The organism is Micromonospora sp. NPDC051543, from assembly GCF_044454415.1.
GTDB lineage: Bacteria > Actinomycetota > Actinomycetes > Mycobacteriales > Micromonosporaceae > Micromonospora.
In genome coordinates this window covers 1-21893 of record NZ_JBITDT010000031.1, presented here as the reverse complement: position 1 = coordinate 21893, position 21893 = coordinate 1, and the positions used below count along the sequence as shown (strand labels likewise).

Annotated in this window: 27 protein-coding genes; 13 read left to right on the top strand and 14 right to left on the bottom strand. The window is 71.4% G+C overall.

The window, feature by feature from the left end; all coding sequences use genetic code 11:
- Window positions 1-244: 244 nt before the first annotated feature.
- Together ACIA3K_RS31380 and ACIA3K_RS31375 are read right to left on the bottom strand one after the other, a co-directional pair.
- A complete protein-coding gene (locus ACIA3K_RS31380; RefSeq protein WP_396805432.1) occupies window positions 245-1024 on the bottom strand; it encodes a hypothetical protein in 780 nt (259 codons plus the stop codon).
- Between the two features lie 68 nt (window positions 1025-1092).
- Window positions 1093-1533 carry a hypothetical protein gene (locus ACIA3K_RS31375; RefSeq protein WP_396805430.1) on the bottom strand — a complete coding sequence of 147 codons (441 nt, stop codon included), beginning with the start codon at window positions 1531-1533 and terminating at the stop codon, window positions 1093-1095.
- A 161-nt stretch (window positions 1534-1694) separates the two neighbouring features.
- Here ACIA3K_RS31375 and ACIA3K_RS31370 point away from each other — a divergent pair, with 161 nt between their 5' ends.
- On the top strand, window positions 1695-2048 hold the full coding sequence (locus ACIA3K_RS31370) for a DUF6401 family natural product biosynthesis protein (RefSeq protein ID WP_396805428.1): 354 nt from the start codon (window positions 1695-1697) through the stop codon (window positions 2046-2048).
- Window positions 2049-2108: 60 nt separating this feature from the next.
- On the opposite strand, the gene ACIA3K_RS31365 is transcribed toward ACIA3K_RS31370, so the two are convergent.
- Window positions 2109-2972: a hypothetical protein gene (locus ACIA3K_RS31365; RefSeq protein ID WP_396805426.1), complete on the bottom strand. Its 864-nt coding sequence runs from the start codon at window positions 2970-2972 to the stop codon at window positions 2109-2111.
- Window positions 2973-3170: 198 nt separating this feature from the next.
- Here ACIA3K_RS31365 and ACIA3K_RS31360 point away from each other — a divergent pair, with 198 nt between their 5' ends.
- The 3 genes from ACIA3K_RS31360 (at window position 3171) to ACIA3K_RS31350 (ending at window position 7440) form a co-directional block, all read left to right on the top strand.
- Window positions 3171-5303 carry a SpoIIE family protein phosphatase gene (locus ACIA3K_RS31360; protein WP_396805424.1) on the top strand — a complete coding sequence of 711 codons (2133 nt, stop codon included), beginning with the start codon at window positions 3171-3173 and terminating at the stop codon, window positions 5301-5303.
- 62 nt (window positions 5304-5365) lie between these two features.
- Window positions 5366-6043 carry an HAD family hydrolase gene (locus ACIA3K_RS31355; RefSeq protein ID WP_396805422.1) on the top strand — a complete coding sequence of 226 codons (678 nt, stop codon included), beginning with the start codon at window positions 5366-5368 and terminating at the stop codon, window positions 6041-6043.
- Window positions 6044-6150: 107 nt separating this feature from the next.
- Window positions 6151-7440, top strand: a complete 1290-nt coding sequence (locus ACIA3K_RS31350; protein ID WP_396805420.1) for a cation:proton antiporter — start codon at window positions 6151-6153, stop codon at window positions 7438-7440.
- Between the two features lie 15 nt (window positions 7441-7455).
- On the opposite strand, the gene ACIA3K_RS31345 is transcribed toward ACIA3K_RS31350, so the two are convergent.
- Window positions 7456-8394 carry an NAD(P)/FAD-dependent oxidoreductase gene (locus tag ACIA3K_RS31345; protein WP_396805438.1) on the bottom strand — a complete coding sequence of 313 codons (939 nt, stop codon included), beginning with the start codon at window positions 8392-8394 and terminating at the stop codon, window positions 7456-7458.
- A gap of 115 nt (window positions 8395-8509) precedes the next feature.
- Here ACIA3K_RS31345 and ACIA3K_RS31340 point away from each other — a divergent pair, with 115 nt between their 5' ends.
- Window positions 8510-8725: a DUF3072 domain-containing protein gene (locus ACIA3K_RS31340; RefSeq protein WP_396805418.1), complete on the top strand. Its 216-nt coding sequence runs from the start codon at window positions 8510-8512 to the stop codon at window positions 8723-8725.
- A gap of 9 nt (window positions 8726-8734) precedes the next feature.
- Here ACIA3K_RS31340 and ACIA3K_RS31335 read toward each other — a convergent pair whose 3' ends face one another.
- Together ACIA3K_RS31335 and ACIA3K_RS31330 are read right to left on the bottom strand one after the other, a co-directional pair.
- Complete coding sequence (locus tag ACIA3K_RS31335) at window positions 8735-9235, bottom strand: metallophosphoesterase family protein (protein WP_396805416.1); 501 nt, start codon at window positions 9233-9235, stop codon at window positions 8735-8737.
- Window positions 9236-9268: 33 nt separating this feature from the next.
- Window positions 9269-11101 carry a glycoside hydrolase family 15 protein gene (locus tag ACIA3K_RS31330; protein ID WP_396805414.1) on the bottom strand — a complete coding sequence of 611 codons (1833 nt, stop codon included), beginning with the start codon at window positions 11099-11101 and terminating at the stop codon, window positions 9269-9271.
- Between the two features lie 119 nt (window positions 11102-11220).
- Here ACIA3K_RS31330 and ACIA3K_RS31325 point away from each other — a divergent pair, with 119 nt between their 5' ends.
- Window positions 11221-11811, top strand: coding sequence for a general stress protein (locus ACIA3K_RS31325; RefSeq protein ID WP_396805412.1), 591 nt, complete (start codon window positions 11221-11223; stop codon window positions 11809-11811).
- A 105-nt stretch (window positions 11812-11916) separates the two neighbouring features.
- On the opposite strand, the gene ACIA3K_RS31320 is transcribed toward ACIA3K_RS31325, so the two are convergent.
- The 3 genes from ACIA3K_RS31320 to ACIA3K_RS31310 form a co-directional block, all read right to left on the bottom strand.
- Complete coding sequence (locus ACIA3K_RS31320; RefSeq protein ID WP_396805410.1) at window positions 11917-12477, bottom strand: hypothetical protein; 561 nt, start codon at window positions 12475-12477, stop codon at window positions 11917-11919.
- 105 nt (window positions 12478-12582) lie between these two features.
- The gene (locus ACIA3K_RS31315; protein WP_396805436.1) at window positions 12583-13170 is read right to left on the bottom strand and encodes a DUF1684 domain-containing protein; all 588 of its coding nucleotides are present in this window, start codon (window positions 13168-13170) and stop codon (window positions 12583-12585) included.
- A complete protein-coding gene (locus tag ACIA3K_RS31310) occupies window positions 13167-13637 on the bottom strand; it encodes a winged helix-turn-helix transcriptional regulator (RefSeq protein ID WP_396805408.1) in 471 nt (156 codons plus the stop codon). The genes ACIA3K_RS31315 and ACIA3K_RS31310 overlap by 4 nt, the downstream gene beginning before the upstream one ends.
- 28 nt (window positions 13638-13665) lie before the next feature.
- Between ACIA3K_RS31310 and ACIA3K_RS31305 the strand changes: the two genes are divergently transcribed.
- Window positions 13666-14673, top strand: a complete 1008-nt coding sequence (locus tag ACIA3K_RS31305) for a hypothetical protein (RefSeq protein ID WP_396805407.1) — start codon at window positions 13666-13668, stop codon at window positions 14671-14673.
- Window positions 14670-15086, top strand: coding sequence for a VOC family protein (locus ACIA3K_RS31300; RefSeq protein ID WP_396805405.1), 417 nt, complete (start codon window positions 14670-14672; stop codon window positions 15084-15086). The genes ACIA3K_RS31305 and ACIA3K_RS31300 overlap by 4 nt, the downstream gene beginning before the upstream one ends.
- 63 nt (window positions 15087-15149) lie before the next feature.
- Here the strand turns inward: ACIA3K_RS31300 and ACIA3K_RS31295 are convergent, their stop codons facing one another.
- Entirely contained in the window at window positions 15150-15704 is a 555-nt protein-coding gene (locus ACIA3K_RS31295) for a TetR/AcrR family transcriptional regulator (protein ID WP_396805403.1), read from the bottom strand.
- 77 nt (window positions 15705-15781) lie between these two features.
- Here ACIA3K_RS31295 and ACIA3K_RS31290 point away from each other — a divergent pair, with 77 nt between their 5' ends.
- Window positions 15782-16270: an FBP domain-containing protein gene (locus ACIA3K_RS31290; RefSeq protein WP_396805401.1), complete on the top strand. Its 489-nt coding sequence runs from the start codon at window positions 15782-15784 to the stop codon at window positions 16268-16270.
- On the opposite strand, the gene ACIA3K_RS31285 is transcribed toward ACIA3K_RS31290, so the two are convergent.
- Window positions 16260-16778, bottom strand: a complete 519-nt coding sequence (locus ACIA3K_RS31285; RefSeq protein ID WP_396805399.1) for a GNAT family N-acetyltransferase — start codon at window positions 16776-16778, stop codon at window positions 16260-16262. The two genes, ACIA3K_RS31290 and ACIA3K_RS31285, sit on opposite strands and share 11 nt — an antisense overlap.
- A gap of 344 nt (window positions 16779-17122) precedes the next feature.
- Here ACIA3K_RS31285 and ACIA3K_RS31280 point away from each other — a divergent pair, with 344 nt between their 5' ends.
- Entirely contained in the window at window positions 17123-17818 is a 696-nt protein-coding gene (locus tag ACIA3K_RS31280) for a VOC family protein (RefSeq protein ID WP_396805397.1), read from the top strand.
- Between the two features lie 22 nt (window positions 17819-17840).
- Here ACIA3K_RS31280 and ACIA3K_RS31275 read toward each other — a convergent pair whose 3' ends face one another.
- Entirely contained in the window at window positions 17841-18374 is a 534-nt protein-coding gene (locus tag ACIA3K_RS31275) for a GNAT family N-acetyltransferase (protein ID WP_396805395.1), read from the bottom strand.
- 157 nt (window positions 18375-18531) lie between these two features.
- Here ACIA3K_RS31275 and ACIA3K_RS31270 point away from each other — a divergent pair, with 157 nt between their 5' ends.
- Together ACIA3K_RS31270 and ACIA3K_RS31265 are read left to right on the top strand one after the other, a co-directional pair.
- Entirely contained in the window at window positions 18532-19014 is a 483-nt protein-coding gene (locus ACIA3K_RS31270) for a MarR family transcriptional regulator (RefSeq protein ID WP_355053446.1), read from the top strand.
- A gap of 11 nt (window positions 19015-19025) precedes the next feature.
- On the top strand, window positions 19026-20012 hold the full coding sequence (locus ACIA3K_RS31265; protein WP_396805393.1) for a pirin family protein: 987 nt from the start codon (window positions 19026-19028) through the stop codon (window positions 20010-20012).
- 56 nt (window positions 20013-20068) lie between these two features.
- Here the strand turns inward: ACIA3K_RS31265 and ACIA3K_RS31260 are convergent, their stop codons facing one another.
- Together ACIA3K_RS31260 and ACIA3K_RS31255 are read right to left on the bottom strand one after the other, a co-directional pair.
- Complete coding sequence (locus ACIA3K_RS31260) at window positions 20069-20263, bottom strand: DUF397 domain-containing protein (RefSeq protein WP_396805391.1); 195 nt, start codon at window positions 20261-20263, stop codon at window positions 20069-20071.
- Window positions 20260-21027: a DUF5753 domain-containing protein gene (locus tag ACIA3K_RS31255; protein ID WP_396805389.1), complete on the bottom strand. Its 768-nt coding sequence runs from the start codon at window positions 21025-21027 to the stop codon at window positions 20260-20262. Before ACIA3K_RS31255 ends, ACIA3K_RS31260 begins: the two co-directional genes overlap by 4 nt.
- 295 nt (window positions 21028-21322) lie before the next feature.
- Here ACIA3K_RS31255 and ACIA3K_RS31250 point away from each other — a divergent pair, with 295 nt between their 5' ends.
- Window positions 21323-21670, top strand: a complete 348-nt coding sequence (locus ACIA3K_RS31250; protein ID WP_396805434.1) for a hypothetical protein — start codon at window positions 21323-21325, stop codon at window positions 21668-21670.
- Window positions 21671-21893 lie beyond the last annotated feature (223 nt).

The following is a 21893-nucleotide window of genomic DNA, read 5'->3' as shown; positions in this document are numbered from 1 at the left end:
ACCGGAGCTCCGCTGCTTCGTCTCCACGACACGCTTGACAGCCCACCGAAACGCCTAACTGAACGGCGTTGCATCTAGATGACTCACAGGCATCAGGCTCACCAGCATGACCGCCGCCGCTCAGCGCCCCGGCCCCGACCGTGCTGATCGCGGGCCGGAAAGACCGCGAGTCGTGAATCCGCCGCAGAGCTAACGCGAGTGTCCGATGCTGGGGGCGTTCCAGGCCACGTCACCATCGCCGCCCCTAGTCCGGGTAGGAGGGGTCGATCACCATCTCCCGGATCTCCAGGATGCCGGGCCAGTAGGGCGAGAGCGGGTCGGTGCCGCGGCGCAGCCAGAGGGTCGTGCCGTCGGCGGCCGTCGCGGTCTCGATGATGTGATCGGCGTCCGCCGCGATGCGGCCGGTCTCCACCGACCCCAGGCCGAGCCTCGCCGCCTCGGCCCGCAGGTCGCCGCCCCGAGCGAGGTACGCCAGAGCGCCGCGGCCCGGGTCCACCCCGACCGCCGCCGCACCGACCCGGGCCGACCACGGCTCCAACGCCTCCACCGTCGCGGCGAATGTGGTCGCCGGGACGGCGACGAAGAGCCGGGCCACCACCTCGGTTTCGGCCGGCGCGATGTCAAGGGTGCGGTCGGGGGTCAGGGCGGTGCCGTGGGTCGCGCCCTCCCAGCCCAGATCCTGGTCGGCCCGGTTGATCACCAGGCGGGCCGCCGGCGGGCCGGACGGCGGTCCCAGGGTCTCGGCGTAGCGGACATTCGACGAGTAGACGAAGTCCTGCTCCCGCCAGCCGAAGCGCCGCAACAGTCCGGAGGCCAGGTCGCGCATGGCGCGTTCCTCGTTGACGGCGACGCGCCAGCCGGACAGCAGCAGGTCGGCGCGCTCGATGTCGACGTCCATCCCGTCGGCGCCGAGTTCGTCGGCGAGCGGAGCGTACCGACGCAGCGTCTCGACGGTGCTCGCGGTCCCGCGCTCCAGCCTGAGCATCACCCTCATCATGAACGGCGGCTTCCTGTCCTTGGCCACGAACGCTCCTCACGGATGATGGGGCCCGGCGAACCGGGTCCCATCATCCACATGCCGCCAGTTCGTTGTCAGTCCGGCCGGGCCTCGTGGCCCGGCTGGCCCCGCGTGCGGCGGCGCTCCTTCATCTCCGCCTCGTAGAGGTGTCGCCGCCCGCCCACCAGTTCGTCGCGGGCCTGTTGCTCCAGCGCCCGGAACAGCGCGTGGTAGCCGTCGTCGAACTCCTCGACGATCTGGAACGTCCACCGGCCGGCGATCACGTTGCGGCCCAGCAGTTCGGTGTCGATCCGCTCGGCGATCCGGTGGTGCCCGGCGGCACGGAACGTCTCCACCGCGTCGTCGAGCATCAGGTCGGCGTGCCCGATGAGCTGGTGCAGCGAGTACACGTGTCCGCGGGCCCGTTCGACGCACTCCAACGCCTCGCTGAGCTTGCCCAGCGCGGCGACCGTTTCGTCGCTCACCCCGGCCGGCCGCCGGTGCTGCTCGTCCGGCCCGTCCACCCGCTGCCCCATCCCCGCTCCCACACTCTGCGCCGTCCTGCGTCGTCGGGTGCCTGGTGCCCCGTCTGTGCCGGATCAACCCTCGCGGCCAGCGTCGAGGTGTCCGGTGGCACAACCCACAAGCGCCGAGCGGCCGAGGTCGGTCGGTCACCGGTCGGTTAGCCTCGGTCACCATGCGTGTGCCGTTCAACCGGGTCGCCTCCCCGACCGCCGTCGACTCGGCGCGGTCCACCCTGGCCGCCCTCACCGTCTCCGTGGGCACCGCCGGCCTCGCGGCCGCCGCCGCGCGTCCCGGGCTGCTGGCGCTGGTCGACCAGCACGCCGCCGCCGTCCGCGACAGCCTGGACGGTGACCGCCGGCCGTTGACCGCCGCGGCGCTCGCCGGCTACGCCGAGGGGGTACGCGCCGCCGCCCTGGAGCACGGGTGGGCCCCGCCGCGCGGGTCGGTGGACTGGAGCGCGCCGGAGTGGCCGCTGGCCCGGCTGGTCGCCGTCTGCGCGCTGGCCCGCTCGCTCGACCGTTCCTGACCGCGCGAAGGGCGCCCACCGACTCGGTGGACGCCCTCCCCCTGGCACGGTCGCGCCCCGTTACGGGCGGTACTGCTGGGTCTCGTCGGCCGCACCGGACTGGTACGTGCCACGCCCACCCGACATCGTCGACTGCTCGTCGACCCGGGGCATGGCCTGGGTCCGGTCGCCGCCACGGTCGGCCATCTGCCGCTCCATGTCGCCGCGGCCCGCCGAGGTGGCCCGCCGGTGCTCCTGCACCGCCTGGGCTTCCCGGGCGGCCCGGTCCAGCCAGCCGTCCCAGCGGTTCTGCATCGGCTTGACCAGGCCACCGCCGACGCCGACGATCAGGATGCCGGCGACCGTGGCGAGGACCGCGATCAGCACCGGAGTGGTGACCGTGGTGGCGATACCCACCTGGTTCAGGGCGGCGATCACGCCGAGCGCGATGATGAAGATCGCCGTCAGGTCCGCCAGGACCTTGCCGTACGAGAGTCCGCCCAGCGCCCCGGTGACCAGATCCCGGACGGCGTTGGCGATGGCGGCCGCGACCACCACGATGACGATCGCGATGAACGCGCGCGGCAGCCAGGCCACCACGCCGCTGATCAGGTCACTGATCGCGTTGGGCCCCCAGACTCCGAAGGCGAACTGCAGAGTGAACAGCAGGACGGCGTAGTACGCCAACCTGGCCAGGATGTCGCTGGCGTCGTACTTCGTTCTCTCGAGTGCCCGTTTGATGCCTCCGCGTTCGACGGCTTCGTCGAAGCGCACCCGTTCCAGCACCGCATCCACGATCTTGAGGACCGCTCTGGCGATTAGCCAGCCGACCACGAGGATGACGATGAAGGCCACTGCCTTCGGGATGAAGAGCAGCACCGACCTCCAGGTGTCGGCGATGGCGTCGCCGATGTCGGCCTGCCGCACCGCGAGGGTTTTCAGCATGATGTCCCTCCTGTCGCGTGGACTGCGCCGGGCGCATACCCGGCCACCGGTGCGGCAGTCCGGGCGGCTCACTGCCATTTTTCCGACAAGTCGACAAACAGGGGCCGTGACCTGCCCGAACAGCAACCACGCGGGGGGTGTCGGCGACCCGCACACATGATCGGATGCAGCTGAGCGGCGGCCGGCTAGGCTGCGAACATGCCAGGAACGGTCGGGCGAGTCCCCACGCCAGCAATTCCGGCCCCCGGCGCATCCACCGGGCCCGGCGCGGCAGCCGTGCTCGCCCACGACTGGTCCGCCACCGCGCTCGGCCCCCGTGAGGAGTGGGACGCGGCGGTCCGGGCCGTGGTGGCGCTGATCCTCGCCTCGCCGATGCCGATGGCGCTGGCGTACGGCGACGATCTGGTCCTGCTCTACAACGAGGGCTACGCCGAGTTGCTGGGGAGCAAGCACCCGACCGCCCTCGGTCGACCGGCCGCCGAGGTCCACGCCGAGGTCTGGCAGCTGCCCGGCTTCGGGGACGCGATCCAGCGCGCCTACCGCGAGGGTGTGCCGTTCCTGGAGAAGGAGTCGACACTCCCCCTGATCGGGGAGAGTGGCGGTGTCGAACAGGTGGTCTTCACCCGCAGTCACTCGGCCGTACGCGACAGCGCGGGGCAGATCGTCGGAATCCTGACGGTGGCCGCCGAAACCACCCACGTCACCGAGCAGTTGCGGAGTCTCAGCGACGTGGCCGCCGCGCTCGCCGGCACCCTCACCCTCGACGACGTGGCCCGGGTCGCGCTGCGCCACACCATCGGGATGTTCGACGCCGACCGGGTGGCGTTCGTGGTCGACGAGGGTGGCGGCGGCTGGCGGATGGTGCGTCGGGTGCGCGGCGAGTTGATGGACGAGGCCGACGAGCGGCTGCCTCCGCTGTGGCGGCGGGCGCCAGCCGACTGGGAGGGCCCGGTCGCGCTGGCGGCCCGGACGGGCGAGGCCCTGTTCATCCGCGACGGTCAGCCGCTGCGCGAGACCGCCGTGGACCGGCATGACGAGAAGATCCGTTCGATGGCCGCGCTCCCGCTGGGCACGTCGGTGGTCCGGGGCGGGCTGACGGTCGGCTACCAGGTCGCGCACTCCTGGTCGGCCGCCGAGCGGGCGCTGCTGGCCGCGTCGGCCGAGCTGATCGGCCAGGCCGCGGAGCGGGCGCGGCGGTTCGAGACCCAGCACGGCACCGCCCAGTTGCTGCAACGCAGCATGCTGCCCGAGCACCTGCCCGACCTGCCCCGGCTGCGGATCGCGGCCCGCTACGACCCCGGCGTGGACGGCAACGCTGCCGGCGGCGACTTCTACGACGCGTTCCTGCTGCCCACCGGCGCGCTCGGCGTGGTCTTGGGCGACGTGGCCGGGCACGACGTGCAGGCCGCGGCACGGATGGGGCAGGTGCGGGCGGCCCTGCGCGCGCTGGCCCTGACCGACCCGGCGCCGGACGCGGTGCTGACCGGTCTGGACCGCTTGGTGACCAGCCTCGGCGCGGAGGCCGGCAGCCACGAGCTGTTCGTCACCGTGGCGTTCGGGGTCATCGACGCCGAGCGGCGGGAACTGACCCTGGCCAGCGCCGGTCATCCCGCTCCCCTGATCCGCCGGTGTGCGCCCGACGGCCGCACGCACGCCGAGTACGTGCAGGTGCCGGCCGCTCCCCCGCTGGGGCTGGGCGGACGACCGACCACCGTCACCGTGGCGTTCCCACCCGGCGACACCCTGCTGCTGTTCAGCGACGGCGTGGTGGAGCGGCGCCGGCAGAGCCTGAGCGCGGGGATGGACGCCCTGGGCGACGCGGTGGCCAAGGCCGGCACCAGCGACCCCCGTGCCCTCTGCGCGGTGGCGACCGCGGCGGTGTCCGGTGGCACCGAGGACGACGTTGCGGTGCTGGCGGTCGAGCACGCGCTCAAGCCGAGCCGGTCGGCGGCGATGGAGGTGCCGGCGGAGCCGACCGCGCCGAGCCGGGTCCGGCACTGGATGACCGGTCAGCTCACCGAGTGGCGGGTGCCCGAGTCGGTGATCGGCGCTGCGGTGCTGTGCACCAGCGAGCTGACGACCAACGCGTTGCTGCACGCCGGCACGGCCGCCCGGGTGGAGATCGACCTCAGCCCAGAACGCCTGTTGGTCTCGGTCGCCGATTCCGGGACGCGGGGCACCGTGACCCGGGCGCGTACCGACACGTTGAGCAGTCGCGGGCGTGGACTGGGTCTCATCGAGGAGCTGAGTGACGCCTGGGGCACCGACCCGTCGGTGCGCGGCTCGACGGTCTGGTTCGAGATCCTCGTCCCACCGGCCGAACCACACTGAGTCGTACCCACCGACCCGTGCGGGGCGAGTCAGCCGATCGCCGAAGGGGTAGGAGTGCGGCCATGGCCAACGAACAACCCCAAGGGGTGCTCTTCGACGTCGACGGAACCCTCGTCGACACCACCTACCTGCACACGGTGAGCTGGTGGGAGGCGCTGCGCCAGGTGGACCGGCCGGTGCCGATGGCGACCGTGCACCGCTCGATCGGCATGGGCTCGGACAAGCTGCTGGATCACCTCCTCGGCCCGGAGCGTGACCGCGAGGAGGATCCGAAGCTGCGCGAGGCGCACGACACCCTCTACACCGAGTACTGGGGACGGCTGACGCCGCTGCCCGGGGCGGCGGACCTGCTGCGTGCCTGCGCCGAGCGCGGGTTGCGGGTGGTGCTCGCCACCTCCGCCGCCGAGCACGAGGTCGGCGCGCTGCGCCGGGCGCTGAACGCGGACGACGTGGTGGACACCGTCACGTCGTCGGCCGACGCCAAGGAGAGCAAGCCCGCGCCGGACATTCTCGAAGCGGCGCTCGATCAGTCGGGGCTGGCCGCCGAGCGGGTCGTCTACGTCGGCGACTCGGTGTGGGACGTCGCGGCGGCCGGCAAGCTCGACATCCCCTGCGTCGGGTTGACCTGCGGCGGCACGAGCCGCGGCGAACTCGCCGGCGCCGGCGCGGTGGCGGTGTACGACGACCCGGCCGCGCTGCTGGCCGAACTGGCGGACTCTCCCCTCACCCGACCGAGGTGAGGCCCACTCCGGTTCGTCCGGGTCGACACGCATAGCCACCAGTCTCGCGGGGCATGGTCTGTGGCCACCTGCCCGCACCGTGCGGGTGCGGCGAGAGGGTGGTGTCCGTGGAGCCGGTAGATGTGGCGTTCGCGTTGGTGGGCGTGGGCGCCCTGCTCGCGGGCATCCTGCCCCGGGTGTTGGAGCGCCGACCGCTGTCCATGCCGATCGCGTTCCTCGCCCTCGGCATGCTGGTCTTCCTCCTCCCGATCGGACTGCCCACACCGGACCCGCTGGCCCATCCCGAGCTGGCCACCCACCTGACCGAGATCGGGGTGATCGTCGCCCTGATGGGCGCCGGGTTGAAGATCGACCGACCGTTGAGCTGGGCCCGGTGGTCCTCCACCTGGCGACTGCTGGCCATCGCGATGCCGGTGTGCATCGCGGCGGTGGCGCTGCTCGGCTGGTGGTGGGCCGGTCTGGTGCCGGCGGCGGCGCTGCTGCTGGCCGCCGCGCTGGCCCCGACCGACCCGGTGCTCGCCGCCGACGTGCAGGTCGGCGAGCCAACCGATGTGGAGGACTCCGAGGACGAGGTCCGCTTCGCCCTGACCTCGGAGGCCGGCCTCAACGACGGGCTGGCGTTCCCGTTCGTCTACGCGGCCATCGCCATCGCCTCGACCAGCCTCGCCCCCCGCGCGTGGATGGCCGAGTGGTTCACCGTGGACGTGCTCTGGAAGGTCGGCGTCGGGGTGGGCGGCGGCCTGCTCATCGGCTGGCTGCTCGGCAAGCTGTTCTTCCGGGCGCCCAGCGAGTTGCGGCTGGCCCGGCACGCCGAGGGGTTCCTGGCGCTGGCCGCCACGTTCCTCGCGTACGGGCTGGTGGAGGTGGCCGGCGGGTACGGCTTCCTGGCGGTGTTCGTGGCCGCGCGGGCCATCCGGGCCGCCGAGCGGACCCACGAGTTCCACTCGGTGCTGCACGACTTCGCCGAGCAGGTCGAGCGGCTGCTCACCCTGGTGCTGTTGCTGCTGCTCGGCGGCGCGATCGTGGGCGGCCTGCTCGCGCCGCTGACCTGGCCGGCGGCGACCGTCGGGTTGGCCCTGGTCTTCCTGATCCGGCCGGCCGTCGGCTGGTTGTCGCTGCGCGGCGCGCCCGGTCGCCCGGCGGAGCACTGGGTGATCTCGCTGTTCGGCATCCGTGGGGTGGGCTCGTTCTACTACCTGGCGTACGCCACCACGAAGGCGGACTTCCCGCAGGCGGAACTGCTGTGGGCGACGGTCGGGCTGGTGGTGCTCGTGTCCGTGGTGGTGCACGGCGTCGCGGCGACCCCGGTGATGCAGTTGCTGGACCGCGAGGGCGAGCGCACCGCGGACCCGTCCGAGTCCGAGGCCCAGCCGGTGGCCGCCGCCGGGCACTCCTGAGCGCGCCGGGACTCCTCAGCCGAGGCGGGCGGCGAGCGCGCGACCGAGGTCCCGGCCGGAGCGCCAGGCGCTCTGCACGCGGGGTTTGCCGAACGCGTCGCCGGCCAGGCCGATCCCGTCCGCGTCGAGGTGGTGGGTGACGTCGGTGGGTTGGCCGGTCGGCTTGGCATACGTCCAGCGGTGCACGTGCACGTCGACGGCCTCGTCGGGGAGACCGAGCAGGTCCCGGACGGCCTGCTCGATCGCCGGCCCGGCGGCGCTGGGCTGGGCCAGGTGCCCGGCGGCGAACTCCGGCACGGTGTGGGCGACCAGCACCGGCGCGTCGTCGCCCCGCCGGTCGCCGTCGTCGCAGACGAGGCTGAGCACCGGATGGTCGTTGACGAACGCGCCACGGAAGGTCGGCCAGCGCCGGGACTCGAAGCGCAGCACCGCGGAGAGGGTCGGCGACCAGGTCTGCGCCTGCACGGCGCGGGTGGCGTCGTCCAGGGCCGGATCGAGCAGCAGGGCCGCCTGTGGTCCCGGCATGGCCAGGGCGACGGCGTCGTACGCCTCGCCGTCGACCGTCGGCCCGGGTTCCACGGCGAGCACCAACCGGTCGACGGTCACCGGCACCGGACGGGCGAGGTGTTCGACGAGCGAGCGCAGCCCGCGTGAGGCGGCGTACCGCAGCGGCCCGGGCACGTCGTGACGGCCGTTGGTGTCGTACGCCCAGAAGGTGTCGGTCCACTCGCGGACCAGGCCGGCGGCACGCCACTCGTCGACCACGGCGGCGAAGTCCGGGTCGCTGGCCGTGAAGTACGCGGCGCCGATGTCGGCGGGGCGGCCGTCGAAGCGTTTGCTGGCCATCCGGCCGCCACTGACGTGACCCCGTTCACGGACCCGCACCGGCACCCCGGCGCGGGTCAGCTCCACGGCGCACGCCACTCCGGCGATGCCCGCCCCGACCACCAGCACGCCCGCGGAGTTCACGCTCATTCGATGATCGTAGGCCTCATGAAACAGACCCCGGGGGCATGAACCGGCGGTGATCGGGGTACTGGCACACCTGTTCGAAGAAAGGGTGATGAGGATGACGGACCGTAGCAACGAGCAGGCCGACCCGCGCGGCGCGATCAAGGACCCGGACGAATGGGTCACCGGCGACGAGCCGCCCACGGCGGCCCAGGAGTCGTACCTGGCCACGCTGGCCCGGGAGGCGGACACGACGCTCCCGGACGACCTGACCAAGGCCGAGGCCTCCAAGCGGATCGACGAGCTCCAGGCCGAGACCGGCCGGGGCCAGTAGGCGCGCTGGTCAGCGACGCGGCAGGGTGTGCAGGCGGACGGACGTAAGGCTCCCCCGGGTCGTCTCGGCCTCGAGGTAGGTGGCGTGTGGCTGGGAGCGGCGGTCGGTGGGCGACCCGGGGTTGAGCAGGCGCAGCCCGTTGGGGGCCACGGTGTCCCAGGGGATGTGCGAGTGGCCGAAGACCAGCAGGTCGACGTCGGGGAAACGGGCCGCGCACCGCTGTTCGCGGCCGGTGCGCGGGCCCGTCTCGTGCACCACGGCGACCCGTAGCCCATCGAGGTCCACGCGGGCCACCTCGGGCAGCCGGGCGCGCAGCGCCGGCCCGTCGTTGTTGCCGTAGACGCCGACGAGCCGTCGCGCGCGGGCGGTCATCGCGTCGAGCAGCGACTCGTCGACCCAGTCGCCGGCATGCAGCACGACGTCCGCTGCCTCGACCGCCGTCCACAACTGCTCCGGGAGATCCCGGGCCCGCTTCGGCAGATGCGTGTCCGCCGTGACCACCAGCCTCATGCCGGCATCATCCCCCGGGCGTGGGCGGCGTGCTCAGCGCGCCGCCGGCGTGAAGTAGGCGGGCGGCATGCCCAGGCCGCGCAGCGCCGAGTCCTCTTCGACGTCGCTGAGCACACCGGCGGCGTTGATCAGACCGATGTGCGAGAACGCCTGGGGAAAGTTGCCCAACTGCTCCCCGGTCAGCGGGTCGATCTGCTCGGCGAACAGTCCCAGATCGTTGAGTCGCGCCAGCAGCGTCTCGAACAACTCGCGCGCCCGGTCCCGTTCACCGGCCAGGGCCAGGCAGCAGACCAGCCAGAACGAGCAGATGAGGAACCCGGCCGGGTCTCCGTCCCAGCGTCGCAGCAGGCCGTCGTGGGACAGCTTGTCCTCCACGGCACGGATCGTCGAGCGCATCCGCTCGTCGTCGGCCGGCAGGAACCCCACCAGGGGCATCACCAGCACCGACGCGTCCAGGTCGTCGGATTCGTAACTTCCGGTGTACGCCCCGACCCGCTCGCTCCACCCTCGTTCCAGCACCTCGGCACGGACCTTGTCGCGGGCGGCCGCCCAGCGGGCCACGTCCTGCGGATCTCCCAGTCGGGCGCCGAAGCGGACCGCCCGGTCCAGCGCCGACCAGCAGTGCACCTTCGAGGACACGTGGTGGTGTTCGATCCCGCGCTCCTCCCACATCCCGGCGTCCGGCAGCGGCCAGTCCCGGGCCGCCTTGTCGGCGAGGGACCGCAGCAGGTGGTAGACGTCCGGCTCCAACGGTTCCAGCCGGTCACGCATGAGCCAGGCCGCGTCCATCGCCTCGCCGAAGACGTCGGTCTGGCGCTGCCGCCACGCGTCGTTACCGATCATCACGGGCGGGCTGTCGCGGTAGCCGGCGAGCTGGTCGAGGCGGTGTTCGGTGAGGTCCCGCTCCCCCAGCACCCCGTACATGATGGGCACCGGCTCCTCGTCGATCCGACCCATCGCCCGGCCGAGCCAGGTGAACTGCCGCTGCACCTCGTCGAAGCAGGCCGTCCGCCAGAGCGCCCGCAGGGTCAGGCTGAAGTCGCGCACCCAGACGTACCGGTAGTCGTAGTTCCGGTCCCCGCCGAGTTCCTCCGGCAGCGACGTCGTCACGGCGGCGACCACCGCGCCACTGGGCCGGTACGTCATGCCCTGCACGATCAGCGCGCTGCGTCGCACATGCTCGGCGTAGATCCCCCGGTACTCGTGCCGGCGGACCCAGGAGCGCCACCCCTCGGCGGTGTCGGCGATGGTCCGGTCGGCGTCGGGCACCTGTGGCCGGGGCGAGTCGTAGGTCGGGGCGTACCCCAGGGTGAAGTTGTTGGTCGTGCCGGCGCGGACGGTGAACGTGCCGGCGGCCTCGCCGTCGCCGCAGGTCAGCCGCACGCTGCCGACCAGGCGGAGCCGGCTGGCCCCGCCGACCGCATCCAGGGCCCCGTCCTCTTCGACGAGGAACGGCGTGGTGCGGCCGTACTCGAACCGGGGTCGGTAGTGCACCCGCATCGGCACCTCGCCGGAGAGGCCCCGCACGCTGCGGACCAGCACCTGTGGCGAGCGGTGACCGATGTCGTGCTCGCGCGCGCCCGGTTCCAGGGCGAGCGCGTCGGTCAACTCCACCTCGCCCGCGGCGGTGCGGAAGACGGTCCGCAGGACCAGGGTGTCGTCGAGGTAGCTGCGTTCGACGGTGAAGTCGTCGGTCTCCGGCCGGATGGACCAGTGCCCGGCGTCCTCGCCGATCAGCCGCGCGAACACCGACGGGGCGTCGAACCGACCCGGGCACCACCAGTTCACCGACCCCGAGCGGTCTACCAGAGCCGCGCTGCGGCCGTCCGCGAGGAAGCCGTGGTCGCTGATCTTTGCGGTCTGCACCCGGCTGCCTACCCGGGCCGTCCCCGCGCATGCCTCCCGAGCCACGGCACCCACCCGCCGACCCGGCGTTACCACTCGACACTTGCGGGAAACCGGGCGGCTGACGAGGGAGGATGCTCATGACCTCAGCTCCGGAGCCGACCGCCGCCTGGCGGCCCGGCGCAACCAGTGGTGACGTACTTCCGTCCGGTCCGGCAGGCCGCCCGATGACACCCGGCGCGGACGGGCACGGGCCGGAAGGTGGCGCACCCACCGTGACGATCGGCTCGTACCCGGACTATCCGTCCGCGCAGAAGGTGGTCGACTACCTGGCGGACAACCGCTTTCCGGTGGAGCACACCGCCATCGTCGGCACGAACCTGACGCTTGTCGAGACGGTGCTGGGACGGATGACGACGGGCCGCGCGGCCCTGCTCGGCGCCGGCACCGGCGCCTGGTTCGGCCTCTTCATCGGCCTGCTGTTCGGCATCTTCACCGTCGGCAACTGGCTGGCGGTGATCCTGGTCGGACTGGTCATCGGCGCGATCTGGGGCGCCGTCTTCGGCGCGGTCGCGCACGCCATGACCGGCGGGCAGCGCGACTTCACCTCGGCCAGTTCGCTCCGCGCCGGCCAGTACGCGGTAACTGTCGACGCGCAGCTAGCCGACCAGGCAAGGCAGCTCCTAGGCCGCATGCAGATGGGCGGCTCCCGCCCGGCGAACAGCCGCTGAGCCGCCGCCCCGCCGCCGATCTTGCACTTTCTGCGCTCCCACATTGGCGCAGAGCGGGCATATCAATGACCGAAAGTGCAAGATCGGCGGTGCCGGGGCGAGGGCTCAGTACCCGGACTTCGCGACCTCGCGGCGGCAGACGAGGGCGAGACTCATGCCCTTCTCGACGTCGCCCGGGTCGTCCGCCGACCCCTTGAAGCCGTAGCTCGACCCGTCGGGCGACAACTCGACGTCCACGCCCTTCGCCTTCAGGCACTTGACCACGGCGTACGTGAAGTCGCGGGCCTTCGGGTTGGCGGGGTCCTCCTCCCAGGGTGGGAGCGGGTTGAGGGGTTCGCACGCCTTGTTGGCGGCCTCCCGGGCGGCGTCGCCGAGCGGGGGCTTGCGCTTCTGCCGGATGGCGATGACGTCGAGCCCGTGCTGCTTGAGGCAGTCGTCGTAGGGCTTCATCTTCGCGGCCCGGTCCGCGTCGGTGTCGTCGAGGCGGTACCTCGGCGCCTCGACGGTCGGCGATGCGCTGCGCGACGGCAGCGCGGCGGTCGCCGTCTGGAGCGTGGCGACGTCGGGCGGCCCTTCACCGGTCTTCGCGCCGCCGGAGTCGCACGCGGCGGTCGCCGCCACGATGACGGCCGCGAACACCAGGAACGCCGTGCGCTGCCTCGCCATGCTGTGCCTCTTTCCCGTCGGGTGACCGATTCGGCCTCACCCTGGCGCAGGCATGTCAGGAAGCTGTCAGCTCGGTGTTCGTAACCGGTTCTCCTGGTTCGCCGGTCAGTCGTGGTACGCCAGTTCGCCGGCGCGCAGCGGGACGTCGACCCGGTTCTCGGGCGGCGCGAGGGGGCAGGCCCAGCGGTCGTCGTACGCGCAGCTCGGGTTGTAGAGGTAGTTGGCGTCGAGGCGGACCCGGTCACCGGGCAGCAGCTCGACCCCCCGGCCGAAGGTGCCCTTCACCGTGTCGGTGAGGTAGCGGCCCCCGCCGTACGTCTCCGGTCCGCAGGTGGCGTCGCGCAGCGGCACGAACAGTCCGCCCCCGTACGCCTCGATCCACCACAGCGTGAGCGGCCCCCACGACGTATCGGCCACCGCGACCCGCCGGTACGTCACGACGCCGTCCGGGCCGCCGGTGTCGATGCTCAACTGACCGCTGGCCGGCCGTAGCGGCGCTTCGACGACGGCCTCCGGGTTGGGTGGGAAGTACCGCACGCCCTGGAAGGCGGGCCGTTCGTCGGGCGGGATGGGGCTCTGCGGGTGGGTAGCGAAGAGGTCGTCGCGGCCGGCGCGGAAGCCCGCCAGGTCGACGTCGGACAGGTACAGCCGGGCCACCCGCTCGCGCCAGTCGGCCAGCTCCAGGTCGGTCAGCACGTGGGGGACTCCTTGTCGAGGGACAGCTCTCCGGACTTCAGGGGCCGGCCGCACGCCTGGCAGCGGACCTCGGCGACGAACACCTCGCCACAGACGTCGTGGATGAAGTCGATCGTGGGCACGTCGGCGTCGCTGTAGGTGTCGCCCCAGCGCTTGAGCACGAGGATGACCTGACCGAGGTCCCGGCCCTTCTGGGTGAGTTCGTACCCGGCGACCTTGCCGTCCTCGGAGGAACGCGCCTGGAGGATTCCGGTTTCGGCCAGCTTCCGCAGCCGGGCGGCGAGGACGTCCCGGGGTGCGCCGACCGCTCGCAGAATCTCGGTATAACGCGACGCGCCGAAGGCGAGCGCTCGCACGATGTGCAGAGACCACCTGTCGTTGACCGCGTCGAGCGCCACCGCGAGAGTGTCCCGCGCCGGTTTGGAATTCAAACCAGGGGTGCTACGGTTCATCTGGTTGGACATTCAAACCACACTACCCGAGGAAGCACCCATGACGTCGCCATCCGAGTCACCCACCGAGCGGGAAACGCCCGTCACCACCCAGCGTGCCGCCTGGCTCTCTCTGGTGATCACCGGGCTGATCATCGGTACGGCGTTCATCGCCGTCTACGTCGGGCTGCAACGTGAGCCCTCGCCGAGCCGCCTGCCGATCGCGGTCGTCGGCGACCAGCTCGCCACCGCCGCCCACGCCGGTTTCGGCGATGCCGTCGCAGTAACCCAGGTCACCAGCGTCGACGCCGGCACCGCCCTGGTCCACGACGGCGACGCCGTCGGGGTCCTCAGCCCGACCGCGCCCAACAGCGTGCGGCTCGACTACGCCGGCGCGAGCGGATTCAGCGAGAGCGGTGCCGCCCGGCAACTCGTGGCCGGTTTCGCCCGCCAGGCGGGAATGACCGTCCAGGAGAACGACATCGTCCCGCTGGCGAACTACGACAGCCGCGGGCTGTCCGCCTTCTACGTGGTCTTCGGGGTCACCCTCTCGTCGTTCGTCCTCGCGCAGGGGCTCACCGCGGCCACCGCGAAGGTGCGCCTGCGCCACCGGCTCTACGCGATGGGCGGGTTCGCGGTCCTGATCGGCGTGGTCGCGGCCACGGTCGCCGGCCCGGTGTACGGCTCACTGACGGCGCCGTTCCCCCTGCTCGCCCTGTCGCTCACCCTGCTGTCGGCGGCCAGCGCCTTCACCACGAAGGCCCTCGGCGCCTGGCTCGGGCCGATCGGTATCGCGCTCGCCGTGCTCACCCTCACCACCATCGGCAACGCGACGAGCGGAGCGACGATCGGCGTCGACCTGCTGCCGGGCTGGGCGCAGGCGATCTCGGCGAAGCTCCCGCCGGGCGCGGCCGTCCGAGCGGTGAACAACTTCGGCTACTTCGGCGGCTCGCACACGCTGGTGCCGCTCGCGGTGCTCGCCGGCTGGTTCCTGGCGGGGCTCGGGCTCGTCCTGCTCCGGCAGCGGACCGCTCCGCGACGTCCGCTCGCCGCCGAGGCCGGCCGATGACCGCCCGGGTGAGCCCGTACCTCAGCTTCGCCGGCGACGCGCGGGACGCCATGCGGTTCTACCGGTCGGTGTTCGGGGGCGATCTCCAGATCGCCACCTTCGGCGACCTGCACGGCCCCACCGGAGCGGCGGCCGACGACCTGGTCGCGCACGCGATGCTCCGAGGCTCGTCCGGGATCGTGCTGATGGGCTCGGACCGGACGCCGGGCGACGACGGTCCCGATGGCACGTCGTCGATCACGCTGGGCGGTGACGACGAGACGGAGATGACCGGGTACTGGGAGCGGCTCAGCGCGGAAGGCGCCGTCACCGTCGCGTTCGCGCCGTCGCCGTGGGGCGCCCGCTACGGCAGGTGCACCGACCGGTTCGGGACGGACTGGCTGGTCAACCTCACGCCACCTCCGGCGTCCTGACCTCACCGGAGTCGCGGCGAATGACGGCCGGGTGGAGCATGGACCGCCATGCTCACCCGGCCGTCACCGCCGTGGCCAGTTGCTGAGAACAGCGTCCAGGGCATCGAGGGTACGGACCCACGAGTCGTCCGTCGGACGCGGCGTGTGGCGGAAGCTGCCGGTCCGCTCCAGGCTCACGAAGCCGTGGAAGGTGCTGTGCATCATCCGGATGGCGTCGGTCTGGTCGGGCTCGGCGAGCCGGTAGCCGCGCAGGATGGCCCGGGTCATCTCCGAGTGCCGCACTCCGGCGCTCGCGGCGGCCGTCTCGGGATCGAGGTCGATCTGCATGGCGGCGTACCGGCCCGGGTGCCGCGTCGCGTAGTTCCGGTAGGCGTTGGCGAAGGCGACCAGGGCGTCCTTGCCGGCCCGGCCGGCGAGCGCGTCGGAAACCTGGTCGGCCAGCTCGGCAAGCGCCAGCAGGGCGATTCGGACCCGCAGATCGCGGGCGTTCTTGAGGTGGAAGTAGAGGCTCGCGTCCTTGACGCCGAAGTGCCGCGCGAGTGCGGCGACGGTCACGTTCTCGACGCCCACCTCATCGGCCAGGTCGGCCGCCACCTGGGTCAACCGCTCAACCGTCACGCCGGCACGTGCCACTCGCCACACCCCCTCAACCTAGCCTTGTTAATCGCTTGCCTAGGAGAGCTAGGCTACTACCTATGCTAGCCATCACCGAACCCGCCATCCGCGCCTCCTTCGTCAACTGCACGCAGGGCGAGGCGAAGCGGCTGGCCGTACCGAACGATCTGGAGACGTTCCCCTGGGACGACCTGGACTTCCTCGGCTGGCGGGACCCCGCCGCGCCGCAGCGGGCGTACCTCGTCGCCGAGACCGACGACGGTCCCGTCGGGGTCGCACTGCGGGTGGCGCCGCAGCAGACCGGGCGGACACGGCGCAGCATGTGCTCCTTCTGCCTGACCACCCACACCGGCGACGGCGTCTCGCTGATGACCGCCCGCAAGGCCGGCCGCGAGGGCCGGCAGGGCAACTCCGTGGGCGCGTACGTCTGCTCCGACCTGGCCTGTTCCCTCTACCTGCGGGGGAAGAAGGACGCTGGTCGGCGGATCGAGGAGACCCTCACCCTGACCGAGAAGATCGACCGCACCACCGGCCACCTGGCCGCGTTCCTGCGCCGGGTCACCGAGTAACTGGCGGCTGCCCAGCCAGGCTCTTACCGAGGGAGAGACCGGCGTCGGCGTAGCCGTGCCGGCGGTAGAAGCGCACCGCACCGACGTTGCGGTGGTGGATACCAGCCGACAGATACGTGATACGCCGGTCGCTCGCCCACCGTTCGGCCGCCGTCAGCAACGCTGATCCCACCCCGAGCCCTCTGGCCTCGGGGAGCACCACCGTGTGGACCTGAGCCGACGGTTCAGGACGCAGGATCTGATGGTCAGGCGGGTCGGAATGCCGCAGCACTTCGACCATCCCGATCACCTGACCGTCGGGGCCCTCAGCGACGAGGACACCATCCGGCCCGGCCTCGTCGGCCACCATGACCGCGAAGTGGCGCACTACCGCGTCACGCGGCGGAACGCGGTAGGCGGCAGCGTCGAGAGCAACGTGGGCCTCAGCGTTGGCCAGGCGCAACTCCACCAGTGACGCAACATCCGCCAAGGTCGCTGGCCGAACCGTTCGCCGGGTCTCCCACACCATCCCGATCCTAGGGTCGTGTGTGATCGTCCGGTCGAGCCGTCTGAGAAGTGCGCCGACGTCGAGCTGCCCCGGTAGGTGGGTGTTCGCCCTGTCGAGCTGCCCCAGATCTGGGCGGGAGCGGAGCACCACGGGTTTGGTCAGCCTGTCGAGCTGCCCCAGATATGAGCTGCCCCAGATCTGGGCCGCCCATCGCTTTCGCGTAGCAGCCGCCGCTTTCGCGTAGCGGCCGCCGCAGCCCGCCCCGTTTCTGGGGCAGCTCGACAGGGCCCAACCAGAGGTGCCGAGGTCCGGCTCCCGGCCCGCACGTCCGGAACTCGTCACCCGCCGCATGCAAGGATGCCTATGTGCAAGAGGCGCTGAGCCGGCGGGCGGCCTCGGACGCGATCAGCGACCAGGGGTGGCGGTATTTGCTGGGCGCGCTGCGTACGTCGGTGCCCGTCGGTTCGTTGGTCGAGGCAGCCGAGGTGATGGCGCGCGTCGTGGCGGCATGCGGTAGCGACGCCGATGGGCACCTGCGCGCTGATCTCCGGCCGGACCGCGTCGTGCTGACGTTGCAGTCGCTGGATCAGGCGGCGCTCACCGCCTGCGACATCGACCTTGCGCATCGGATCTCCGCCACCGTGCGCAACGGCGGGCGCCAGACGGGGCCCGACATCGGTACGGGATCGCCGCGGTCGGTCCAGCTCGTGGAGATCGCCATCGACGCGCTCGACATCGCGGCGGTCCGGCCGTTCTGGAAGGCCGTCCTGAGCTACACGGACGAGGCGGGAGCCGACGGTCCCGAGGATCCGATTGTCGACCCGGTGGGGCAGGGGCCGGCGATGTGGTTTCAGCAGATGGATCGGCCACGCACGGACCGCAATCGCATCCACTTCGACATCTGTGTCCCCCACGACGAGGCACCACGGCGGATCGAAGCCGCGCTGACGGCCGGTGGCCGCCTCGTATCCGCGTCCCACGCCCCCGCCTTCTGGGTTCTCGCCGACATCGAGGGCAACGAGGCGTGCGTGACGACCTGGCAGGGCCGGGACGGCGCGTAGACCGGGGGCCTGCCCGCCAGCCCTAGCGGTCGGTGGACAGGCGGGCGTGCAGGTGCTCGTCGTAGCGGCGGCCGTCGCCGTACCGGTACGACTCGCGTAGCGTCCCCTCGGCGGGGTAGCCGGCCCGGTCGGCGACCCGGCAGGACGCCGGGTTGGCGACGGCGTGACACAGCTCGATCCGGTGCAACCGGAGGTCGTCGAACGCCCACGCGGTGAGCCGGGCGACGGCCCGCGTCGCGACACCACGCCCGCGCGCCGCCGGCATCGTCCAGTACCCGATCGAGGCGTCGCCGTGCCGGATGTGGTGCAGCGACACCGAGCCGAGCAGTTCCCCGTCACCGGCGTCGGTCACCGCCAGCGAGGCGTGGTCACCGAACGACCAGTCGGCCCGGCGACGTACCCAGAGCAGGGCGACCTGTTCGTCGACGGGGCCGTCGCCCTGGGGGTTCCACTGGGCGATGGCCGGGTCGCGCAGGGCGTCGAGCACCGCCGGGGCGTCCGCGTCCTTCCAGGGACGCAGCATCAGGTCGTCGGCGGTGAGCTCCACGTGTTCCACGAGGCCGGAGTCTGACACACTCCGCGTCGGTCCGGCCGCCGCATTATTCAGAGGCTCCTTCAAAGCTGTACGAAGGAAGCCTGCAACCAGACAGACGTGACGCAGGCAACCCTGAACACCACTAGTTAAATTTTTAACTAGTGCTAGTGTCGTGGTTGTGACAGAGAGCCTGGACAGCACCCGAGCGGCCGCCTGGCGCGCCTACATCGAGGCCAGCCAGCGCCTGTTCACCCAGATGGAAGACGACCTACGGGCCGACAGCGACCTCAGCTTCGCCGACTACCACGTGCTGGTCCTGCTCTCCGAAGCGCCGGGGCAACGGCTGCGCATGGGCGAACTCGCCGGCCGTCTGGTCTTCTCCCCCAGTCGCCTCACGTACCAGATCTCCTCGATGCAGCGGCGCGGCCTGGTCAGCAAGGAGCCCTGCCCGGACGATCGGCGCGGCAGCGAAGCCGTACTCACCGCCGCCGGGCTGCTCACCCTGACCGAGGCCGCGCCCCACCACCTGGCGTCGGTGCGTACCCATCTGATGGACGACCTCGACGACGCCGAGGTCGCCTGCCTCACCCGGATCTTCGACCGGCTCGGCCGCCGCCTGCGGGCGGCCGGGACCACGTCGGACACCCACGCCACACGCTAAGGAGCCCCGCGATGCCCGCGATCACCGTTGACAACGTCCTCGTTCTGCCCCGCCTGCCCAAGCTCCACAAGGCCACCACGATCCGCAAGGTCCGCAAGGTGACCACCGCGCCCAGCGGCTTCGAGGGCGAGGGCTTCCCGGTCCGCCGGGCCTTCGCCGGGGTGTCGACGACCGACCTGGACCCGTTCATCCACCTCGACCAGATGGGCGAGGTCGACTACGCACCGGGTGAGCCCAAGGGCACTCCGTGGCACCCGCACCGCGGCTTCGAGACCGTCACGTACATCATCGACGGCGTCTTCGACCACCAGGACTCGCAGGGCGGCGGCGGCACCATCACCGACGGCGACACCCAGTGGATGACGGCCGGCAGTGGTCTGCTGCACATCGAGGCGCCGCCGGAGCACCTGGTGACCAGCGGTGGTCTCTTCCACGGCACGCAGCTCTGGGTCAACCTGCCCCGCAAGGCCAAGATGAACCCGCCCCAGTACCAGGACATCCGGGGCCGGGAGTCGGCGCTGCTCACCACCGAGGACGGCGGCGCGCTCATCCGGGTCATCGCCGGTGAGATCGCCGGGCACAAGGGGCCGGGCTCCACGTTCACGCCGATCACCATCAGCCACGTCACCGTCCAGCCCGGCGCGCAGGTCGACCTGCCCTGGAAGCCCAACTTCAACGCCCTGGTGTACGTCCTCGGCGGGCGCGGCACCGTCGGCGCCGAGCGCCGTCCGGTCCACACGGGCCAGCTCGCGGTGCACGGTCCGGGCAACGCGCTGCGCTTCAGCGCGAACGCCACGCAGGACAGCAACACCCCGGCGCTCGACCTGTACATCATGGGCGGTCAGCCCATCCGGGAGCCGGTGGCGCAGTACGGCCCGTTCGTCATGAACACCCGCGACGAGCTGCTCCAGGCGTTCGAGGACTTCAAGGCCGGCCGGCTCGGCGTCATCCCCACCGAACGCATCCCGCACACCGACGGCAAACGCCAGCGTCCCTGACCCCGATCACGCCGAAGGCCCCCGGTTCGTTCCGGGGGCCTTTCGCGTAGCAATCATCAGGAGACGGGGCCGAGAGCCTTCGCGAGGTCGACGAAGCCCTGCCACTGGGCCGGCTCAAATGCGAGCGTCCCGCCGTCACGGTCCTTGGTGTCGCGAACAAGGACGACACCGGGAAGGTTGTCAGCGACCTCGACGCAGTCGCCGCCGTTGTTGCCGCTCTTGGTGCTCTTGCGCCACCGTGCACCGGTCATGTCCATGATGCTGCCGCTTCCCTGATGAGGTCCAGGGTTTGCGCTCGCGATAGGGCCTCGCCGCGAACACGCTCCCATCGTCGTTCGAGCGTAACAATGTCCGGCGTCTGATCAACGATCTGCGCGGCCGCCTGGCTGTCCACGTGCGCCACTCGCCCACCGTCCGGCATGTCGGCGATGGTGAACGGGCCGCCGAGGCCCGGATACATGCCGGTCGTAGTCGGCACCGCGTAGAGCTGCACTGCGGGCATTGCCGACCATTCGACAAGTCGGTTCAACTGCTCGGCCATCAAGGCCCGGTTGCCACCGGAGGTGCGCCGAAACACGGATTCGTCGACAACCGCGATGAGCAGTGGTGGCCGATCTCGTCGCAGGATCGCCTGTCGACCGATGCGAGCGGAAACCAGGTCATCGACCTCGGCCGGGGTCAGATCTTCGCCCGCCAGCGTGGCGCGGGCATACGCCTCCGTCTGTAGCAGGCCGGGCACCCATGCGAGCTGGTAGCTGCGCAGCGACAGGGCTTCGCGCTCGAGGTCCGCCCAGAGACGGAACCAGGAAGGCTCGCGACGTTTCAGAACGTCCGGCCAAAGGTCCCCCTCCTCGCGCCTGAGCAATGCTGCAACCTTTGCCCGATGCCGAGTCTGCGGAATGCGCCCCGGGTTAGCCCACTTGGCTGCGGTCTTTGGATCGACACCGATCTGAGCTGCGAGGCTGTCCGCCGTCTCGCCAGCGGCCGACATGGCCTCGATGACTGCGTGGTTCATTCGATAACTCCTCGGTACGTCCCAGGCGTAGACAGGAGATAGTGCAACGCTGTGTATTCGTTAGGCAACAGGCGGCAAGGTAGCGAACGACGGCGCGGCCGGCAGGGACCACCCGAAACCCGGCGGACGCGTTCGTGCCGGGGCCGCCCCTGACCGGCAAGCACTCACGGGGCGGCCCCTTCCCACGACGACTGCGCGAAGGAGGCACCATGCGCTTCACGTTCGGGCACAGTGAGACCATCCCGACAGCGGGCCACCGGATCCGGGTACAGCGGGCGTACGGGGGTCGGGCGTGATCTCCACGCAGCTTCCCGGACCCGATCGGGGGCCGGTCGCGGACCGTCCGCGCCGGTACGGCCAAGCCCCGCCGCACACGCCGCTACGACCGCACTGGGCCTGCCGCGCCGACGGCCAGCCGTGGCCGTGCCCGACGGCGCGACCCATGCTGAAAGCCGAGTACGAGAGCAAGATGCCGAGCCTGTCGATCTACCTGGCCGGGCTGCTGTACGAGGCGATGCGCGACCTGTACCACCTCAACCCACACGACGGACCGAGTCCGCGAGCCCTGTACGACAGGTTCGTGGGATGGGGACCGTTCCGCAGGCCGATCGTCGAACCCACGACCTCGCACCGCGATACGTAGCTGATCCGTTCCAAGCACTCCGCGCGCGAAGGTGTCGGCCCATCTGATGCTCGAAGACCGTGCCGCTGACGTCGTCCAGAGGCGCGGGAGGCAGCCAGGAGGGTAGATCTTGGACACTTACCGTTCCGAGCTTGGGCTCAACCGGTGGTTGCAACACCCCCTGTTGGTGGTTGTCGTTGGGGTGGTTATGGCGTCGAGGTTGAGTGCGTTGGAGCGGGAGCAG

Coding starts and splice junctions, on each gene's coding strand:
- ACIA3K_RS31305 (WP_396805407.1), top strand. CDS start 13,666: ATGACGTCGCCATCCGAGTCACCCACCGAGCGGGAAACGCCCGTCACC.
- ACIA3K_RS31335 (WP_396805416.1), bottom strand. CDS start 9,235: ATGAGGCTGGTGGTCACGGCGGACACGCATCTGCCGAAGCGGGCCCGG.
- ACIA3K_RS31255 (WP_396805389.1), bottom strand. CDS start 21,027: ATGAACCACGCAGTCATCGAGGCCATGTCGGCCGCTGGCGAGACGGCG.
- ACIA3K_RS31290 (WP_396805401.1), top strand. CDS start 15,782: ATGCTAGCCATCACCGAACCCGCCATCCGCGCCTCCTTCGTCAACTGC.
- ACIA3K_RS31320 (WP_396805410.1), bottom strand. CDS start 12,477: ATGGCGAGGCAGCGCACGGCGTTCCTGGTGTTCGCGGCCGTCATCGTG.
- ACIA3K_RS31300 (WP_396805405.1), top strand. CDS start 14,670: ATGACCGCCCGGGTGAGCCCGTACCTCAGCTTCGCCGGCGACGCGCGG.
- ACIA3K_RS31285 (WP_396805399.1), bottom strand. CDS start 16,778: ATGGTGTGGGAGACCCGGCGAACGGTTCGGCCAGCGACCTTGGCGGAT.
- ACIA3K_RS31360 (WP_396805424.1), top strand. CDS start 3,171: ATGCCAGGAACGGTCGGGCGAGTCCCCACGCCAGCAATTCCGGCCCCC.
- ACIA3K_RS31310 (WP_396805408.1), bottom strand. CDS start 13,637: ATGTCCAACCAGATGAACCGTAGCACCCCTGGTTTGAATTCCAAACCG.
- ACIA3K_RS31355 (WP_396805422.1), top strand. CDS start 5,366: ATGGCCAACGAACAACCCCAAGGGGTGCTCTTCGACGTCGACGGAACC.
- ACIA3K_RS31340 (WP_396805418.1), top strand. CDS start 8,510: ATGACGGACCGTAGCAACGAGCAGGCCGACCCGCGCGGCGCGATCAAG.
- ACIA3K_RS31260 (WP_396805391.1), bottom strand. CDS start 20,263: ATGACCGGTGCACGGTGGCGCAAGAGCACCAAGAGCGGCAACAACGGC.
- ACIA3K_RS31265 (WP_396805393.1), top strand. CDS start 19,026: ATGCCCGCGATCACCGTTGACAACGTCCTCGTTCTGCCCCGCCTGCCC.
- ACIA3K_RS31325 (WP_396805412.1), top strand. CDS start 11,221: ATGACCTCAGCTCCGGAGCCGACCGCCGCCTGGCGGCCCGGCGCAACC.
- ACIA3K_RS31370 (WP_396805428.1), top strand. CDS start 1,695: ATGCGTGTGCCGTTCAACCGGGTCGCCTCCCCGACCGCCGTCGACTCG.
- ACIA3K_RS31375 (WP_396805430.1), bottom strand. CDS start 1,533: ATGGGGCAGCGGGTGGACGGGCCGGACGAGCAGCACCGGCGGCCGGCC.
- ACIA3K_RS31365 (WP_396805426.1), bottom strand. CDS start 2,972: ATGCTGAAAACCCTCGCGGTGCGGCAGGCCGACATCGGCGACGCCATC.